Here is a 17,724-nt window from a genome sequence, read left to right as displayed (position 1 = left end):
CTCGAGCCCTGCAATGAAGCAGACCGATTATGTCGCCGAAGACAGAGAGGTATTCCCGAGATGAGACTCGAAAAATCGCTCGGTGCGCTGGGGATTGTGCTGTTGGCCGCAACAGGCCTCGTCGGTTGTTCTTCTGCGCCGTCGTCGCAGAATCCACCGGCAGAGAACTCCGCCCAGGACGGATGCCAGATGCCAGCCAAGCTCACGGAGGCATCCATCGCAACCGGACCGGGCATGCAGGACTTCGTCATCAAGCACGTGAAGAGCGAGGGGCTCGACAAGAAGTACAACCTCGACCTGAAGGTGCACTCCTTCCAGAATCCGACGGCGACGGCACCCGCGATCGTGCAGAAGGCAGTCGACTTCGGATTCGGTGGCCTGCCGACGATGGTCCAGGCGCGCGCGACGGGGTCCGACGTCATCATCATCGGCGCCCTCGCCACGGCGAACAACGGCGTCTTCGTCGAGAAGGACTCGCCGTACCAGAGCCTGGCCGAACTCAAAGGCAAGCGCATCGGATCGTTCTCTCCGACGAACGGGGCGATCGGGTCGATCGTCCAGGCCTACACCGAGAAGGCGTTCGGCTTCAACCTGTTCTCGAAGGCGGCGGGGAAGGTGCACGTCGCACCCGATGCGGCTCTGCTCGGGCTGATGAGCAACGGACAGTTGGATGTCTCCGTCCTCGGCGCAGATGGAAGCGCGGGGCAGCGCGCCTCGGGCAAGTACCGGATGATCGCGGACCTGGGCGTGGACTTCCCCAAGGAGTTCGGCTTCGACGCCGTCTACCTGGCTCCGGTGACGACCGAGTCGTACGCATCGAAGCACTGCGGCGAGGTCCGCGCGTTCTCGAGTGCATTGCACGACGCCCTCGTCGACATCACGAGCAGCGCCGATGTGTGGAAGACCTACGCCGCAGCAGTGGGACAGTCAGACGAGGCGCCCGCATTCCAGGCGGCCTACTCCAAGTCGCTTCTCACGGAATATGGTCAGACTCAGGTGGACGGAATGAAGAAGCTCATGGACGCGATCACTCCGTATCTCGATCCCAACTTCCCGAAGAAGGTCGATGACGCGCTCTTCTCGCTGGACTACCTGCCGTTCTCGTCCTGAGCGGGATGCCGAGTTGTAGGATCGGGCGCATGATGAAACGAGATGTGCACCTTCAGTCCACTGCAGACGGCGGATCGAATCCGCGAGAAGAGGATCAGCGCGATGACATTCTCCTTGCATTTCCTGCTCGGTTGAATCGGATTCACGGTCTTATTCTGCAGGGGCTGGAGGTGCCGCTCACATTCCGGCAATATCGGACCATTTCTCGAGTGGCATCCGGGTATTCGTCCATGAGTGAGTTGGCTGCCCGCGCGAATCTCACCATGGCAGCGGTCTCAGAAGGCGTGTTCGCGCTCGTAAAGCGCGGTCTCCTGAAGACGTCGCAGGGTCAGGGCGATCGACGGACGGTCGTCCTCGAGGCGACACCCGCCGGCGTGGCGGCCGTGGCGGCCGGAACGGAGGCGCTGAAGAACTTCCGGGAATTCCTGACGGCAGAATTCGATGAGAGCAGCCTGGACGAGCTGTATGCCGTACTTGAACGACTCTATTGGCGCGCGACGGAATTCTACCGGACCGACTCGTCGCCGCAATCCAATTCGAGAGGCAATACGTCACATGATTGATTCGCATTCCGAAGCCGCCGTCAGTGAAGAAGAGAAGGTCATCTTCGACAATGACACTTTGGCGAAGCTGCGGCGCGCTCGTTTCATAAGAGGAACCAGGAATCGGGTGATATCGGTCCTCGCCCTCCTGGTCGTATGGCAAGTCGTGTCCATGGCGATGAATTCGTCAGTGCTTCCGAGTCCGATCGACGTCCTGGCGCAATTGGGCAAGAATCTGACCGAGCCGAATACCTATTATCAATTGTGGATAACGGTCTTCCGGGTTCTCCTCGGAATGGCCCTCGGTGTGACGTCGGGCATCATCGCCGGAGTGATCATGGGGCTCTCCCGTCTCGGAGAGGAGCTCCTGGACGCGTGGGTGCTCGCCCTGTTCACTATTCCCGCCATCGTCTACGGCATGCTGTGCCTGTTGTGGTTCGGCCTCAATGACTGGGCGGCCATCATCGCCGTCGGCGCCGGCGTCATGCCGGCGATCGCGATCAACATGTGGCAGGGGACGAAGGCGATCGATCGCGATCTGATCCACATGGCGAGGTCGTTCCGGTTCTCACGCGTCTCGGTGGTGTTCAAGGTGGTGCTGCCTCAGCTGATCCCGTACATCCTGGCGGCGCTGCGATACGGGCTGGGGATCTCGTGGAAGATCGTCACGGTCGTCGAGCTTCTCGGTCTGTCCAGCGGGGTGGGCTACACGCTGAACTACTGGTTCGGGAACTTCAGCATGGTGCAGGTCATGGCGTGGACGCTGCTGTTCACCGTGACGCTGTTGATCATCGAGTACGGAATCCTCAAGCCCGTTGAGGGGCACCTTACGAGGTGGCGACCGGTCGCTCAAGGACAGAAGGGGGCGTAGCAATGGCATATCTCGCGATTGAGGACCTGAAGAAGAGCTTCCCGCGGGCCGGGACGAGTCCATTGGATGTCCTCTCCGGTTTGGACACGCGGGTCGAAGAGGGGGCGCTGCTATCGATCCTCGGCCCATCGGGGTGTGGGAAGTCCACTCTCTTGAACATCATCAACGGACTCGACGATGCGACCAGCGGCGGGGTGACGCTCGCCGGCCATCGCGTGACCACACAGACCAGGTCGAACGTGAAGATCTCCGTGGTCTTCCAGCAGCCGAGGCTGCTCAACTGGCTCACGGTGCGTCAGAACGTCGCGCTGCCGTTGAAGGAGATGAAGCTGCACCGCGACGAGATCAGTGAGCGGACCGAGCGGTATCTGCGCCTGGTGGGACTTGAGGAGTTCGGAGACTACTTCCCGCTGCAGCTGTCCGGTGGAATGCAGCAGCGGGTGTCTCTGGCGCGAGGACTCGCCATAGAACCGGATCTGCTGCTCGCGGATGAGCCGTTCTCCGCATTGGACGAGTTCTCGGCTCGACGACTCCGGCAGGAGTTCGTGCGGATCTGGTCGGAGACCGGACGGACGATCCTGTTCGTCACGCACAACATTCGCGAGGCCGTATTCCTCTCCACGCGGATCCTGATGATCACCACCAGGCCCGCACGTGTGCACCTCGAGGTCGACGTCGACGTCCCGCACGTGCGCAATCCGGACGACGATCGGCTGTTCGCTCTCGAGAAGGACATCACGTCGGAGTTCCTACGGATGGAGGGCGCCGCGCAATGATGCCGGCGGTCACGCCGCCGGTCTGAGCTCGCCGCTCGCGCGGGTTCCGGTGCCGCGTCGACCACTGATCGGGGATGGCCTTCGCGCAGTCGCGCTGATCCGAGGACTCCTCACGGGTTGCAGAATGCCCGAAATTAAATCAAGGGTCTATATAGTTAGGGATATGTAATATGTTGATGACGGCTTCCGATACGGCCGGCAGGCCGGTCGTCGGACAGAGCGAGGAACGCGGATCGGTATGACACTGAACAGTTCGCAAGATGTGAAGCAGGCTCCTGTCTCCGGTGCGGACGCCGCCGAGCGGCGGTTGCGGCACGACAAGCTGCGCGCGGCGATGGTCGAGCACGGACTCGATGCGCTGTTGGCCTACGCGCCGGCGTGGCGACGCGAATACGTCCGGTACTTGACGGACACCGCCATCGGCTCCGCCGCGGCATTCGTCCTGGTGACCGCGGATGAGGTCCGCGCCTTCGCGACGCGCCTCGCCGACATCACGCCGCTGCGGCGCTCCGGCTGGGTGTCACAGGCTGACGCCATCGCGTTGCCGGACGCGATCGCCCTCGCCGATGCGATCAGGGCCAGCGGTGCGCGGCGCATCGGGGTGGGGCACCTCGAACTGCTCCCGCTCGGATTCGAACGAGCGGTCCGCAACGCGGGACTCGGTCTCGAGCTCGTCTCGGCGACGAAGATCTTCAACGTGGCGATGATGGCCAAGAGCCCATGGGAGCTGAATCGGATGCGGCAGGCGGCCCGCGTATCGGATGCTGCGTGGCAGGCGTTCGTCGAGGTCGTCGAGCCGGGTCTGGCGGAGTACGAGATCGTCGCGGCGGTCGAGAGCGAGATCAAGCGTCTCGGCGCCGAAGACAACTTCATGCTCATCGCCTCGGGCAAGGACGAGGTCCGGGGGATGACGCCGCCGAGCAGGCGGCGCCTCGAGGTCGGCGACATGGTGCGCACCGAGCTCACGCCGCAGACCGGCGGGTACTGGCTGCAGATCTGTCGCTCGGTCACGGTCGGGGCCCCGTCCGCCGAACAGCAGCGATCCTTCGATCTGTTCCACGAAGCCGCCGAAGCGGGTGTCGCCGCCGTGCACCCCGGAGTCACGGCCCACGAAGTCGCCATGGCAGAGAATGACGTGTTCCGCAGACACGGCTACGGCGAGTACTGCTCTGACAGATGGACGCGCGTGCGCGGTCACGGTTTGGGCCTGCACCTCGACGAGTTCCCGATCATCGAGGGCAACCACACGGTCATCCCCGAGGGTGCGACGTTCATCATCCACCCGAACACCTTCACGCCGATCGCCGGCTATCACGTCTTCGGCGATCAGATCGTCGTCACCGCCGACGGCGCGGAGCAGCTCGTGCAGACCGAGCGACGACTGTTCTCGTCCGACGAAGGGAGCCGGTGATGAAGCGCGGACTCGTGGTCTTCGACCATGACGAGGTGAGCGAGCAGGAGTGGCAGGAGCGCGCCGAGCGCGTGCAGGCCGAGCTCAGGGACGCGGGCGTGGACTTCGCGCTCGTCTACAACGACGTGTCCCGCGGCGATGACATCGGATACCTCTCCAACCTCGTCATCTACTGGAACGAGGGCGTGCTGGCCATCCCAGCCCGCGGAGAGCTGACCCTGCTCACGAAGTTGTCGATGCGGGTTTTTCCCTGGATGGAGCGCAACTCGACACTGACCGACCTGCGCAGCGGCCGGGCGATCGGCGGACTCGTCGCCGACTATGTGGGGGAGCGATCCTCCGGGCGGATAGGGCTCATCGACGCCGAGCTGTGGCCGGCTGCCATCGTCGCCGAGATCACGCAGGCCGTTCCCGACTGGGAGATCGTGCCGCTCGGCCCGATCGTGCGCGATCAGCGCAGCATCCCCTCCGCCGCTGAAGTGGACCTGCTGCGCAGCGGCGCCGCCGTTCTGCGCGAGGCGCTCGACGTCGCGGCCGAGCCAGGACTGCATGCGCGCGAGCGCGTCGCCGCTGTCGAGAAGACGGCTCGCAGCGGCGGGTTCGCCGACATCCTCTTCCGCAGCGCGGTCGACGGCGACCATGTCACCGTCGAGATCGCCGGTGAATACCGGCATGGCTGGCTTCTGGTGGGGCGCACCTTCGGCGACGAGCCGTGGCTCGACGCGCTGCGGCGCGCACAGCGGGCGGCGCTGTCCGTCTTGAGTGCCGGCGCGTCATGGAGTGATGTCGAGGCGGCCGCGCTCGCGGCCCTCGACGGGATCCCCGCCGACGCCGTCGTCGGCGTGCGCTGGATCAGCCAGGCGGATTTCGCCACGGGCGGGGAACTGCAGCCGCCGCCCGAGCGCGGCCCTGCCGATGGCGAGGCTGCGGCCGTCGTCATCGAGGTCGTCGAAGCAGACGGCACTCGCAGCGTGCTCACCGACACGGTGCTGGTCACCACGACCGGCATCCAGCCTCTGACCGGAGTGATCGAAGGAGACCACAAGTGAGAGTCCTGTCCAACGCCGACGTCGAGCAGCTGCTCAGCGCCGAGGATGTCATCGAGGTCCTCGAAGTCGCCTACCGCGAGCTCGCGCAGGGCCGCGGCCACAACCGCCCGCGCAACCACACCTATTTCCCCGTCGAGGACGAGCGGTACCCGGGCTTCCGCTTCCGGTTCAAATCGCAAGAAGGCGGCAACCTCTCCAGCGGGGTATGGGGCACGAGGATCACGTCCGACATGGTCGGCGTCGAGACCCTCCCCACCGGGGAGCAGCGCCGCAGACTGCTGCCGGTGGCCCCCGGCGGCAACTACGTGGGCCTGGTCACCCTGTTCAGCCTCACCGAGCTCGCGCCGCTGGCCATCATCCACGACTCGGTGATACAGAAGTACCGGGTGGGTGCCACGACGTCCCTCGGCATCCGCGAATTGTCGCGCGAGGACGTCACGGTCGCCGGACTGTTCGGCGCGGGCTGGCAGGCGGCCGCCCACCTCGAGACGCTGCTGCTGGTCCGCCCCGACATCGAAGAGATCCGGGTGTTCAGCCCCACCCGTGAGCGCCGCGAGAAGTTCGCCGCCGACTGGGCGGCCAAGACGGGCCGGAACGTGATCGCGGTCGACGACCCGAAGCAGGCCGTGGCCGGCTGCGGGATCGTCACGGCGGCGACGGCCGCCATGGATCCGGTGTTCGACGGTGCGTGGATCGAGCCGGGAACGCACGTGTCGTGCATCACCAGCCCGGACGGCACCGCCAAGCGCCGCGAGCTGGACGACACCGCGTTCGACCGCGCGGGACGGATCGTGGTGTTCTCCCGCGAGCAGGTGCACCACGACAGCCAGTTCGACATCCTCGGACCCGTCGAACGCGGCCTGAAGAAGTGGGACGACATCCAGGAGCTCGGCGACATCCTCGTCGATCCCACGCCCGCCCGCTCGAGCGAAGACGAGATCACGATCTTCGCGAACAACACCGGGATGGGCATCCAGTTCGCCGCCGTCGGCGCGAGGATCCTCGAACTCGCCGAAGAACGCGACCTCGGCCACGTCATCCCGACCGAATGGTTCGTCGAGGAGACCACCCCGTGAGCGCCTCCGTGGCGGACCGCCTCGGCGGACGCAGCATCGTCTTCGGAGACGACGTCAACACCGACGTCATCATCCCGGGCCGCTATCTGGTGAGCATCGACCCGGTCGAGCTCGGCACCCACGCCTTCGAGCCGCTCGGCCCGGACGTGCAGGACAAGCTGAAGCAGAGTCGCGTCGTGGTCGCCGGCCGAAACTTCGGCTGCGGCAGCGCGCGCGAGCAGGCCTCGACGTGCCTGATCGGCGTCGGAGTCAAGGCCGTCGTCGCGCGCTCGTACTCCCGCGTGTTCTTCCGCAACGCGATCAACACGGGCCTCGTGGCCGTCGAATGCCCTGCGGCGGTCGACGCGATCGAAGAGGGCGACGACGTGTGGGTGGACTACGAGGCCGGCAGCGTGACGGTGGGCGCGCGCACCTTCCCGTTCACGCCATTCCCCTCGATGCTGCGGGAGATCCTCGAGGCGGGCGGTCTCATCCCGCACCTCATGGCGACGTTCGCTAAGGAGAAGGACTGATGGGAAAGACATTCGCCGTCAAAGCGCTGGAGCGGGCCTCGGGTCTGAGCGACCTCCGGCCCGGCCAGATCGTCGACGCGTACCCCGCTCTGTACATGAGCCACACCGCGACGTGGCGCTGCATCAAGACGTGGGAGAAGATGGGCGAGCCCGAGCTGTTCGACAAGGACCGCATCGCGATGGTCATGGACCACATCTCGCCGGCGCAGACCGCGAAGATCGCCGGCGACCACCGGCTCTCACGCGGGTTCCGCGAGAAGATGGGCATCAAGAACTTCTTCGACGTCAACGCCGGCATCGCGCACGTCGTGCTGATGGAGCACGGCCTGGTCAAGCCCGGTGATCTCATCATCGGCACCGACTCGCACTCGACCATCTACGGAGCACTGGGGGCACTCGGAACGGGCGTCGGCTTCAGTGAGATCACGGCCGCGTGGGTCACCGGCAAGCTGTGGATGCGCGTGCCCGAGTCGATGAAGGTCATCGTCAAGGGCCCGCTCCCGGAGGGCGTGTATCCGAAGGACGTGATGCTCAAGCTCATCGGCGACATCTCCGCAGACGGTGCTACCTACTTCTCGGTCGAGTTCCACGGGGACTGGGTCGAGTCGCTGTCGACCTCGGAGCGGATGACACTGTGCAACCTCGCGATGGAGGCGGGTGCGAAGAACGCCTTCGTGCCGCCGGACGCCGAGACCATGCGCTACCTCGAAGAGCACGGCGTCGACATGAGCACGGTGGAGCCGCTCGCCTCCGATCCCGACGCGGAGTTCGCGCGCACGATCGAATTGGACGGCACGACGCTCGAGCCGCAGATCTCCGTGCCGCACAACGTCGACAACGTCGTCCCGCTCAGCGATGTGGCCGGCACGAAGGTCGACCAGGTGTTCATCGGGTCGTGCGCCAACGCGAAGTACGATGACCTCGCCGTCGCAGCGCGATACCTGAAGGGGAAGACGATCGCACCCGGTGTGCGACTGGTCGTGACGCCCGCGTCGGCGGACATCATGGCCAAGGCCGCCGCCGACGGCATCGTGACGACGCTGATCCAGGCCGGCGCGCTGCTGACGAATCCGGGGTGCGGTGCGTGCGCCGGCAGCGGCGGGGCGATGGCCGACGGCGAGGTGACGCTGTCGACGGCGAACCGCAACTTCCGCGGCCGGATGGGCAGCTACGAGTCGAGCATCTACCTGTCCAGCCCCGCCGTCGCCGCGGCATCCGCCGTCACCGGCGTGATCACCGATCCGCGGACGGTGCTGGCATGAACGGGCGGCCGCAGGAAGGGGTACGCAGATGAACATGGTGGAGAAGATCCTCGCCCGGGCGAGCGGGCGGGAGTCGGTCGCCCCTGGCGACGTCGTCGTCGCCGACGTCGACCGGCTCGTGATGCACGACCTGAGCGCGTACCTGACGAGCAAGGTGTACGACGAGCGGATCGGCGCCGATCTGCCCTACCCAGATCGGGTCGTCACCGTGTTCGACCACCATTTCTCCCCGCCGACCGAGCACCAGGCCGACGTGCTGAATCTCAACCGCGAGTGGAGCAGACGCCGCGGCACGCAGCTGTTCGACTGCGGCAGCGGCAACATCCACAACGTCCTCATGCAGAACGGTCTCGCGCTGCCCGGCCAGATCGTCGTCGGCTCGGACAGTCACACGCCCGTGCACGGTACAGTCGGGGCATTGGCGGTGGCCCTCGGCAACGATTCGCATGCGGGCACCGTCATGCCGTTCGGCAAGGCATGGTTCCGCGTGCCGGAGCTGGTGCAGATCGAGCTGTCCGGGCACTTGCGGCCGGGAGTCACGCCGCGTGACGTCGCGTTGTGGCTCGTGGGTGAGCTCGGTGAGGGATCGGTCATCTACAAGGCCCTCCAGTTCACGGGTCCCTTCATCGAGGGTCTGGATTTCTGGGACCGGTGGCTCTTTCCGGTGCTGTGTGTTGACCTGGGCGCGAAGTGCGGCTACATCGAGCCCGACGAGGTGACCCGGGCGTTCGTGCAGACGATCCCCGGCGGCAGCGTCGACGGGCTGGTGAACGGCGACGGCGATTCCGTCGAGGACGTGCGCCGTTTCGACGTGAGCGCGCTGGCGCCCCAGGTGGCCGCCCCGCCGACCGTCGGCAACGTGCACCCCGTCGACGAGCTGATCGGCACTCGCGTCCAGTGGGCAGAGCTCGGCGGGCACAGCGGCGGGCGGCTCAAGGACTTCATCCTCGCGGCCGAGATCCTGCGCGGGCGCCACATCCATCCGGACGTGAGGCTGAACCTCGTCCCCGGAAGTCGTGAGGTGTTCCGGCAGGCGCTCGAACTCGGCCTGGTGGCCGAGCTGCACGCGGCCGGCGGCACCTGGTTCCCGCCGAGCACCGGCTCGAACCAGATGGTGAACATGGGCGCCATGTCTGCGGGCGAGGCCATGATCTCGACGCACGCCCGGAACTTCCCGGGCCGCAACGGCAGCACGAAGTCGTCGATGTATCTCGCGGCAGCGCAGACCGTCGCCGCTGCGGCGCTCGAGGGCGCCATCGCAGACCCGCGTACCCACGCCGGTGAGGAGGCATGATGAACCAGTTCGTGACCCACTACGAAGGACGCTGCTGGAAGTTCGGGGCCAACATCCCCACCGACGCGCTCGTGAAGTCGCAATACGTGTTCGAACCGATGGACGAGATCGTCACGCACGTTCTGGAGGACCACAACCCGCGATTCCCCCTCGAGGTGCAGCCGGGCGACATCGTCGTCGCGGGGTTCCACTTCGGCCAGTCCTCCGGTCGCGCGATCGCCACCAAGGCGCTGCGTGCGACGGGCATCGGCTGCGTGGTCTCCGACGCCTTCTCGCGCACGTTCTATCGAAACGCGTTCGAGATCGGCCTGCCGTCCCTCGAGGTCCCCGACGCCACCGACATCGTCGAGGACGGCGACCACGTCATCGTCGACATCGCCGATGGATTCTTCCGCAACGACACCACCGGAGTCGAGCGCAGGGTCCCGCCCGCGTCGCCCTTCCTGCTGCGCATGCTCGCCGCCGGCGGCCTGATCGCGCTCACACAGTCGGACCCCGAATGGGCCAAGATCGGTTGACCGCGCTCACCCCAGTGTGCGCAGCGCAGCCCACACCTCGGCGCGGGCGGCGAACGTGCCGAGGTCGACTCCGAGCAGCTGCTCCGCCTGTGCGATACGGGCGCGCAGCGTGTGGCGATGGATGCCGAGGCTGTCGGCCGCGACATCGAAGCGCGCGTCATGCTCGAGCCACGCTCGCACCGAGGCGACCAGGGCAGTGCCGGCGGACTCGTCGTGCGCGACCAGGGGTGCCAGCGCCGCATGCGCCAGAGCCCGTCCGGCGTCGGTGTCCAGCGCGGTGAGCACGCCTGCGGCGGCGATGTCGGCGAACCGCGACACGGCGGCAGTGCCGCGCTGCAGGGCGAGCACGGCCTCGTCGGCCGCGCCCGCCAGGTCGCCGTACGACGCCGGGTCCGACGCTCCGACCCGCACACCGAAACGCCGGGCGAGCTCGCCGATCACACCGTCCTCGCGCGCAGGCACGACCAGCATCACGCCCTCGTCGTGCCGGCCGAAGAAGAGGTCGCCGCCGCGCTCGTGCGCGCGCAGCTCGAGCCACTCGGTCACAGCGTCTCGGCGGGCCGTGGCATCGGCCATCGCGACGACCACGGGTGCGGCCGGCAGGCCGCCCCACATATCGCGCGCGACGCGGCGGGCCAAGGTCGGGTCCTCGGCCAGCAGCGACTGCACCACGCCCGCGCGCAGCAGTGCCCGCGCCCGGGCCAGGCCCTCGTTCTGCTCGAGGGCGAGCCCGGCCATCGCGATGACCGAGGTGACCAGATCGCGGCTCTCCTGATCGAGTGAACCGGCGGCGATCGCGATCACGCCGCGCAGGTGTCCGCCGCGGCCGAGCGTCTGCAGCGTGAAGGGCCGTTCGCCCACGTGCAGCGACGAACCGGCGCGCACGCCGCGGCGGAGCACCGCCGAGACCTCGGCACCCACGGCGGTCGCGGCATCCGGATCCAGCGCACGGACGGGGTGCTCGCGCGAGAGCGCGCCGCCCGCGTCGAACAGGCCGACCCAGGCGTCCAGCTGACGCGACAGCTCGGCCAGCGTCGCGGCCAGCCCGTCGGGGCGCAGGGCGGCCAGGGCGATCGCGCGCTGCGCGGCGAGGGCCCAGCTGCGCCGCGCGTACGCCTGCGCGGCGATGGCCTCGGCGTTGGCCCGTGCGATCGCGATGAACGGCGTGCGGTAGGGCACCTCGAACAGCGGCATCCGGTGGGTGCGGCACGACTCGAGCAGCTGCGGCGGAATGCCCTCGCGCGCGACCTCGGTGCCGAAGCCCAGCGCGTGCACGCCGCGTCGTTGCAGCCGGGCCACGTAGGCGTCGTAGTCGGTGGACGCGTCGGAGAACTGGATGCCGGTGGTCAGCAGCGCGAGCCCGTCGGACAGGAACGGCGTCGGGTCGACGAGGTCCGAGGTGTGCACCCAGCGCACCGGGCGGTCCAAAGCCCCCGGTTCGAGCTCGCTCTCGTCGAGGGCCAGTCGCAGGTGCAGATCGGCGCGATCCAGCAGCGTGCGCACGGTCGCGGCATCCGTCTGCTCCACTCCACCACCCTTTGTACGTGACGTACAGATTCCCATTCAGAATCTACATCACGGCGAGTGCGTGCCCTCCCGGCCGCCGCCTACGCTCGCCGGTATGAGCAATGCGGCTGTCATCACCCCCGTCGGCGGACCGACCCTCGCGCAGGAGCGTCGCCTGGTCACCGCCATCCCCGGTCCCCGCTCGCAGGAGCTGTTGGACCGCAAGTCCTCGGCCGTCGCGGCCGGCGTCGGGCACACCGCCCCGATCGCCGCTGTCGCCGCCGGCGGCGGCGTCGTGGTCGACGCGGACGGCAACTCGCTGATCGACCTGGGCAGCGGCATCGCCGTGACCACGGTGGGCAACGCGCACCCGAAGGTCGTCGAGGCGGTGCAGGCGCAGGTCGCGCAGTTCACGCACACGTGCTTCATGGTCTCGCCGTACGAGTCGTACGTCGCGGTCGCCGAGACGCTCAACAGGCTCACGCCCGGCGACTTCCCGAAGAAGACGGCGCTGTTCAACTCGGGCGCCGAGGCCGTCGAGAACGCCGTCAAGATCGCCCGCAAGTACACCGGTCGCCCCGCCGTCGTCGCCTTCGACCACGCATACCATGGCCGCACGAACCTCACGATGGCCCTCACCGCCAAGGCGATGCCGTACAAGAGCGGCTTCGGACCGTTCGCCTCGGACATCTATCGCGCTCCGATGTCGTATCCGTTCCATGACAAGCTGACCGGGCCCGAGGCTGCGAAGCATGCGATCTCGATGATCGAGAAGCAGGTCGGGGCCGACAACGTCGCCGCCGTCATCATCGAGCCCATCCAGGGCGAGGGCGGGTTCATCGTCCCCGCCGACGGGTTCCTGCCGGCGATCGTGGACTGGTGCCGCGCGAACGGCGTCGTGTTCATCGCCGACGAGGTGCAGGCGGGCCTGGCCCGCGCCGGCGCGATGTTCTCGAGCGAGCTGTTCGGGATCGTGCCCGACATGGTGACCACCGCCAAGGGCATCGCCGGCGGCATGCCGCTGTCGGGCGTGACGGGCCGCGCCGAGATCATGGATGCCGCGCACACGGGCGGGCTCGGCGGCACGTACGGCGGTAACCCCGTCGTGTGCGCTGCGGCGCTGGCCGCCCTCGACGTCATCGAGAACGACGGCATGGTCGAGCGGGCGCAGCAGATCGGCGAGATTCTGCTCCGGCGGCTGCGCGCGCTGCAGTCCGACGACCCGCGCATCGGCGACGTCCGCGGCGCCGGTGCCATGATCGCGGCCGAGTTCGTGGACCCGGCCACCGGCGAGCCCGACGCAGCACTGACGGCCGCGGTCGCCAAGGACTGCATCGCGCAAGGCGTGATCGTGCTCACGTGCGGCACGTATGGCAACGTCATCCGGTTCCTGCCGCCGCTGTCGATCGACGACGAGCTGCTGAACGAAGGGCTCGATGTCGTGGCATCCGCCCTCGCCGCCCACTGACGCGCACACCGCCGACCCCAACGAAGAGGAATCGCAATTGACTGAGATCACCCGGGATGTCGTGATCATCGGCGCCGGCGCCGCCGGCACCACCGCCGCCAACGAGCTGAAGAAGGCGGGGCTCTCGGTCGTCGTGCTCGAGGCCCGCGACCGGGTCGGCGGGCGCGTGTGGACCGACACGATCGAGGGCGCGATGCTCGAGATCGGCGGGCAGTGGGTCTCGCCCGACCAGGACGCCCTGATCGAGACCATCGACGAGCTGGGCCTGGAGACCTTCAGCCGCTACCGCGAGGGCGACTCGGTCTACGTCGACGCGGATGGGGAGCTGACGCGGTTCACCGGCGAGATCTTCCCCGTGCCGCCGGCCACCGAGAAGGTCATGATCGGGCTCATCGAGAAGCTCGACGCGATGGTCGCCCAGGTCGACCCCGACCGCCCGTGGGAATCGCCCGATGCCGAAGAGCTCGACAGGATCTCGTTCGAGGCCTGGCTGCGCGCGCAGACCGATGACCAGGAGGCGGTCGACAACATCGCCCTGTTCATCGCCGGCGCCATGCTCACCAAGCCGCCGCACGCGTTCTCGACGCTGCAGGCGCTGCTGATGGCCGCCAGCGCCGGCAGCTTCTCGCACCTGGTCGATGCGGACTTCATCCTCGACAAGCGCGTCGTGGGCGGCCTGCAGCAGGTGCCGCAGCTGCTGGCCGAGCGCCTCGGCGACGACGTGTTCCTGCAGCAGCCGGTCCGGTTCGTGGAGTGGAACGACGATGGCGTCGTCGTCCGCGCCGACAGCATGACCGTCCGCGCCCGCTACGCGATCCTCGCGCACGCCCCGGTGCTGTACGAGCGCATCTCGTTCGCCCCGCCGCTCCCGCGCCGGCAGCAGCAGCTGCACCAGCACCTGTCGATGGGGTTCGTGATCAAGGTGCACGCTGTGTACGACCGTCCGTTCTGGCGCGAGCAGGGCCTGTCGGGCACCGCTTTCAGCCCGTACGAGCTGGCGCACGAGGCGTACGACAACTCCAACCACGACGACGAGCGCGGCACGCTCGTCGGGTTCGTCTCGGACCAGCACGCCGACGACGTGTTCGCGCTGCCCGCGGCCGAGCGCAAGGAGCGCATCCTCGAGTCGCTGTCGCACTATTACGGGCCCGAGGCGAAGAACCCCGTCGTCTACTACGAGAGCGACTGGGGCGCCGAGGAGTGGACCCGCGGCGCGTATGCCGCGAGCTTCGACCTGGGCGGGCTCGCGCGCTACGGCGCTGATCTGCGCACCGCGGTCGGCCCGATCCACTTCGCGTGCAGCGACATGGCCGGCGCCGGCTACCAGCACGTGGACGGAGCGATCCGCATGGGCCGGGCCGCCGCCGCGGCGATCGTCGACCGCGCACGGCCATGATCCGTGCACGCCGAGCGCGATCCGTCGAGTATTGAAGAAGACATCCCTAGTCGAGGAGGACATATGAGCGCCGAGCAGGAATCCGAACTGATGGACCGCGTCCCCACCGGACTGTTCATCGGCGGCGAATGGGTCGAAGCCGAGGGCGGCAAGACGTTCGAAGTGCACGATCCCAGCACGAACCGGGTCATCCGCACCATCGCCGACGCGTCGCCCGCCGACGGCATCCGCGCGCTGGATGCCGCAGTGGCCGCGCAGGAGGCCTGGGCCGCCACCCCGCCGCGCACCCGCAGCGACATCCTGCGCCGCGCGTGGGAGCTCGTGCAGGAGCACAAGGAGGACCTCGCACTGCTGATGACCCTCGAGATGGGCAAACCCCTGGCCGAGTCGCGTGGCGAGGTGACCTACGGCGGCGAGTTCCTGCGCTGGTTCAGCGAGGAGGCCGTGCGTATCAACGGCCGGTACGGGCTGAACCCCGAGGGCACCGGCCGCATGGTCGTCTCGCAGCGGCCGGTCGGCCCGTCGTTCTTCATCACGCCGTGGAACTTCCCGTTCGCGATGGCCACCCGCAAGATCGCCCCGGCGCTCGCCGCCGGCTGCGCGGTCGTGGTCAAGCCCGCGCAGCTGACCCCGCTGAGCACGATCTTCTTCGCGAAGCTGCTCGAAGAGGCGGGCTTGCCCGCCGGCGTCGTCAACGTCGTGGCCACGACCACCAGCGGCAAGGTGTCGGGGCCGATCATCGCCGACCCGCGTCTGCGCAAGCTGTCGTTCACCGGGTCGACCGAGGTCGGTCGCCGGCTCATCGCGGACGCTGCCCAGAACGTGCTGCGCGTGTCGATGGAGCTGGGCGGCAACGCGCCGTTCGTCGTCTTCGAGGACGCCGACCTCGACAAGGCGGTCGATGGGGCGATGATCGCGAAGTTCCGCAACATCGGCCAGGCGTGCACCGCCGCCAACCGGTTCATCGTGCACGAGGCGGTCGCCGCCGAGTTCGCCGACCGGGTCACGGCCCGCGTCAAGGAGATGAAGGTCGGCCGCGGCACCGACGAGGGCGTCACGATCGGTCCGCTGATCGACGCCGACGCGATCGCGAAGGCGGACGAACTGGTGAAGGATGCCGTGACCCGCGGCGCGACCGTGCGCACGGGCGGTGGCGCCATCGAGTCGGAGGGCACGTTCTTCGAGCCCACCGTGATCAGCGATGTGCAGGCCGGCAGCGACATCCTGCGCGAGGAGATCTTCGGGCCGGTGCTGGCGATCGCGACGTTCCACGACGAGGACGAGGCGGTGGCCCTGGCCAACGCCACCGAGTACGGCTTGGTGTCGTACGTGTTCACGCAGGACCTCGCCCGCGGCCACCGCATGATCGACCGTCTCGAGTCGGGCATGATGGGCCTGAACGTCGGGGTCGTCTCGAACGCGGCGGCTCCCTTCGGCGGCGTCAAGCAGTCCGGCATGGGCCGCGAGGGCGGACCCGAGGGCATCCACGAGTACCTGTCCACGAAGTACACCCTGATCCCCGTCGGCTGACCGACCCACGCACTGACAGAGAGGACCGGAGATGACCGACTACGCCGTCGTCAACCCCGCCACCGGCCAGACCCTGGCCACGTACGACACGTTCACCGACGCGCAGGTCGACGACGCGATCGCCGCGGCCGCGACCGCGTTCGCGACCTGGGCGCAGGCCCCCGTCGCCGAGCGCGCCGCGGTCGTGCGCCGCATCGCCGAGCTGCACCGCGAGCGCCGTGACGAGTTCGCCGAGATCATCGTGCGCGAGATGGGCAAGCCCATCGCGGCCGCGGTCGGCGAGGTCGACTTCGCCGCCGACATCATCGAGTTCTACGCCGACAACGCCGAGCAGATCACCGCCGACCGTCCGATCGACATCCTGGGCGAGGGCACCGCGGTCGTCCGCCGCGCGCCGCTGGGTGTGCTGCTGGGCATCATGCCGTGGAACTTCCCCGCCTACCAGGTCGCACGGTTCGCCGCGCCCAACCTGGTGCTGGGCAACACGATCCTGCTCAAGCACGCGCCGCAGTGCCCCGAATCGGCGGCGCTGCTGGAGCGGATCTACGAGGATGCAGGGCTCCCGGCCGGTGCGTACGTCAACGTCTACGCGTCCAACGAGCAGGCAGCGGCGATCATCGCCGACCCGCGCGTGCAGGGCGTGTCGGTGACCGGCTCGGAGCGTGCCGGCGCCGCCGTCGCCGAGGTCGCCGGCCGCAACCTCAAGAAGGTCGCGCTCGAGCTCGGCGGCTCGGACCCGTTCATCCTGCTGTCCACGGACGACCTGGACGGCACTGTGCAGGCCGCCGTCGACGCGCGCCTGGACAACAACGGCCAGTCCTGCAACGGCGCCAAGCGCTTCATCGTCGCCGATGGCCTGTACGACGAGTTCGTCGGCAGGTTCACGTCGGCGATGGCGGCGGTCAAGGCATCCGACCCCACCGCAGAGGACACGATCCTGGGACCTCTGTCGTCGGAGGCCGCCGCCGAGCGGCTGCAGGCCCAGATCGACACCGCCGTCGCCCAGGGCGCCACGGTGCTCACCGGCGGCACGCGCGAGGGCACGTTCTTCGCGCCCACCGTACTGGCCGACGTCACACCAGAAATGGACGTGTACCGCGAAGAGCTGTTCGGCCCCGCCGCGGTCGTGTACCGGGTGGCGGGGGAGGACGAGGCGGTGGCCCTGGCCAACGACACGTCCTTCGGCCTCGGCTCGTACGTGTTCACCACCGACGCGGCGCAGGCTGAGCGAGTGGCCGACGGCATCCAGGCCGGCATGGTCTATGTGAACCTCGTGCTGGCTGACAGTCCCGAGCTGCCGTTCGGCGGCGTCAAGCGCAGCGGCACCTCGCGCGAGCTGGGGCTGCTGGCCGCCGACGAGTTCGTCAACAAGAAGCTCGTCCGCATCGGCGCATAGCGGATCA

The 17,724-nt window shown here is 67.9% G+C and carries 16 protein-coding genes; 15 read left to right on the top strand and 1 reads right to left on the bottom strand.

All coding sequences use genetic code 11. The features are described 5' to 3' along the window. Positions 1 to 189 precede the first annotated feature (189 nt). The 11 genes from AC3RX0_RS14045 to AC3RX0_RS13995 all read left to right on the top strand — a co-directional run bounded on the left by AC3RX0_RS14045 (position 190) and on the right by AC3RX0_RS13995 (position 10,421). Positions 190 to 1,110: an ABC transporter substrate-binding protein gene (locus tag AC3RX0_RS14045; RefSeq protein ID WP_491506614.1), complete on the top strand. Its 921-nt coding sequence runs from the start codon at positions 190 to 192 to the stop codon at positions 1,108 to 1,110. A gap of 29 nt (positions 1,111 to 1,139) precedes the next feature. After that, positions 1,140 to 1,673, top strand: a complete 534-nt coding sequence (locus AC3RX0_RS14040; RefSeq protein ID WP_491506613.1) for a winged helix DNA-binding protein — start codon at positions 1,140 to 1,142, stop codon at positions 1,671 to 1,673. Then, positions 1,666 to 2,523 (top strand): ABC transporter permease, encoded by an 858-nt coding sequence (locus AC3RX0_RS14035; protein WP_491506612.1) that lies wholly within the window; start codon positions 1,666 to 1,668, stop codon positions 2,521 to 2,523. The genes AC3RX0_RS14040 and AC3RX0_RS14035 overlap by 8 nt, the downstream gene beginning before the upstream one ends. 2 nt (positions 2,524 to 2,525) lie before the next feature. Then, complete coding sequence (locus AC3RX0_RS14030) at positions 2,526 to 3,299, top strand: ABC transporter ATP-binding protein (RefSeq protein WP_491506611.1); 774 nt, start codon at positions 2,526 to 2,528, stop codon at positions 3,297 to 3,299. 262 nt (positions 3,300 to 3,561) lie between these two features. Further along, the gene (locus AC3RX0_RS14025) at positions 3,562 to 4,710 is read left to right on the top strand and encodes a M24 family metallopeptidase (protein ID WP_498165990.1); all 1,149 of its coding nucleotides are present in this window, start codon (positions 3,562 to 3,564) and stop codon (positions 4,708 to 4,710) included. After that, positions 4,710 to 5,759, top strand: a complete 1,050-nt coding sequence (locus tag AC3RX0_RS14020) for a M24 family metallopeptidase (protein ID WP_491506609.1) — start codon at positions 4,710 to 4,712, stop codon at positions 5,757 to 5,759. Before AC3RX0_RS14025 ends, AC3RX0_RS14020 begins: the two co-directional genes overlap by 1 nt. Continuing rightward, a complete protein-coding gene (locus AC3RX0_RS14015) occupies positions 5,756 to 6,835 on the top strand; it encodes an ornithine cyclodeaminase family protein (protein WP_491506608.1) in 1,080 nt (359 codons plus the stop codon). The genes AC3RX0_RS14020 and AC3RX0_RS14015 overlap by 4 nt, the downstream gene beginning before the upstream one ends. Then, positions 6,832 to 7,347: a LeuD/DmdB family oxidoreductase small subunit gene (locus AC3RX0_RS14010; protein WP_491506607.1), complete on the top strand. Its 516-nt coding sequence runs from the start codon at positions 6,832 to 6,834 to the stop codon at positions 7,345 to 7,347. Before AC3RX0_RS14015 ends, AC3RX0_RS14010 begins: the two co-directional genes overlap by 4 nt. Continuing rightward, a complete protein-coding gene (locus AC3RX0_RS14005; protein ID WP_491506606.1) occupies positions 7,347 to 8,609 on the top strand; it encodes a 3-isopropylmalate dehydratase large subunit in 1,263 nt (420 codons plus the stop codon). The genes AC3RX0_RS14010 and AC3RX0_RS14005 overlap by 1 nt, the downstream gene beginning before the upstream one ends. Before the next feature lie 28 nt (positions 8,610 to 8,637). Continuing rightward, positions 8,638 to 9,903: an aconitase family protein gene (locus AC3RX0_RS14000; protein WP_491506605.1), complete on the top strand. Its 1,266-nt coding sequence runs from the start codon at positions 8,638 to 8,640 to the stop codon at positions 9,901 to 9,903. Then, complete coding sequence (locus AC3RX0_RS13995) at positions 9,900 to 10,421, top strand: LeuD/DmdB family oxidoreductase small subunit (RefSeq protein WP_491506604.1); 522 nt, start codon at positions 9,900 to 9,902, stop codon at positions 10,419 to 10,421. The genes AC3RX0_RS14000 and AC3RX0_RS13995 overlap by 4 nt, the downstream gene beginning before the upstream one ends. Before the next feature lie 6 nt (positions 10,422 to 10,427). On the opposite strand, the gene AC3RX0_RS13990 is transcribed toward AC3RX0_RS13995, so the two are convergent. After that, the gene (locus tag AC3RX0_RS13990; protein ID WP_491506603.1) at positions 10,428 to 11,948 is read right to left on the bottom strand and encodes a PucR family transcriptional regulator; all 1,521 of its coding nucleotides are present in this window, start codon (positions 11,946 to 11,948) and stop codon (positions 10,428 to 10,430) included. A gap of 94 nt (positions 11,949 to 12,042) precedes the next feature. Between AC3RX0_RS13990 and gabT the strand changes: the two genes are divergently transcribed. From gabT to AC3RX0_RS13970, 4 genes are all read left to right on the top strand, one after another. After that, complete coding sequence (gene gabT, locus AC3RX0_RS13985; protein ID WP_491506602.1) at positions 12,043 to 13,395, top strand: 4-aminobutyrate--2-oxoglutarate transaminase; 1,353 nt, start codon at positions 12,043 to 12,045, stop codon at positions 13,393 to 13,395. Between the two features lie 37 nt (positions 13,396 to 13,432). Next, a complete protein-coding gene (locus AC3RX0_RS13980) occupies positions 13,433 to 14,791 on the top strand; it encodes a flavin monoamine oxidase family protein (protein ID WP_491506601.1) in 1,359 nt (452 codons plus the stop codon). Between the two features lie 63 nt (positions 14,792 to 14,854). Then, positions 14,855 to 16,321: an NAD-dependent succinate-semialdehyde dehydrogenase gene (locus AC3RX0_RS13975; RefSeq protein ID WP_491506600.1), complete on the top strand. Its 1,467-nt coding sequence runs from the start codon at positions 14,855 to 14,857 to the stop codon at positions 16,319 to 16,321. 31 nt (positions 16,322 to 16,352) lie between these two features. Then, entirely contained in the window at positions 16,353 to 17,717 is a 1,365-nt protein-coding gene (locus AC3RX0_RS13970; RefSeq protein WP_491506599.1) for an NAD-dependent succinate-semialdehyde dehydrogenase, read from the top strand. Positions 17,718 to 17,724: the final 7 nt, after the last annotated feature.

The sequence above is a fragment of the Microbacterium sp. W1-4-2 genome (genome assembly GCF_058349885.2).
This window is presented reverse-complemented; position numbering and strand designations above follow the sequence as displayed.

What these genes read in the sequence shown, in the direction of transcription:
- AC3RX0_RS13995 (WP_491506604.1), top strand. Translation starts at nt 9,900, where the DNA reads ATGATGAACCAGTTCGTGACCCACTACGAAGGACGCTGCTGGAAGTTC.
- AC3RX0_RS14030 (WP_491506611.1), top strand. Translation starts at nt 2,526, where the DNA reads ATGGCATATCTCGCGATTGAGGACCTGAAGAAGAGCTTCCCGCGGGCC.
- AC3RX0_RS14020 (WP_491506609.1), top strand. Translation starts at nt 4,710, where the DNA reads ATGAAGCGCGGACTCGTGGTCTTCGACCATGACGAGGTGAGCGAGCAG.
- AC3RX0_RS13975 (WP_491506600.1), top strand. Translation starts at nt 14,855, where the DNA reads ATGAGCGCCGAGCAGGAATCCGAACTGATGGACCGCGTCCCCACCGGA.
- AC3RX0_RS14035 (WP_491506612.1), top strand. Translation starts at nt 1,666, where the DNA reads ATGATTGATTCGCATTCCGAAGCCGCCGTCAGTGAAGAAGAGAAGGTC.
- AC3RX0_RS14005 (WP_491506606.1), top strand. Translation starts at nt 7,347, where the DNA reads ATGGGAAAGACATTCGCCGTCAAAGCGCTGGAGCGGGCCTCGGGTCTG.
- AC3RX0_RS14000 (WP_491506605.1), top strand. Translation starts at nt 8,638, where the DNA reads ATGAACATGGTGGAGAAGATCCTCGCCCGGGCGAGCGGGCGGGAGTCG.
- AC3RX0_RS14045 (WP_491506614.1), top strand. Translation starts at nt 190, where the DNA reads ATGCCAGCCAAGCTCACGGAGGCATCCATCGCAACCGGACCGGGCATG.
- AC3RX0_RS13970 (WP_491506599.1), top strand. Translation starts at nt 16,353, where the DNA reads ATGACCGACTACGCCGTCGTCAACCCCGCCACCGGCCAGACCCTGGCC.
- gabT (WP_491506602.1), top strand. Translation starts at nt 12,043, where the DNA reads ATGAGCAATGCGGCTGTCATCACCCCCGTCGGCGGACCGACCCTCGCG.
- AC3RX0_RS14040 (WP_491506613.1), top strand. Translation starts at nt 1,140, where the DNA reads ATGATGAAACGAGATGTGCACCTTCAGTCCACTGCAGACGGCGGATCG.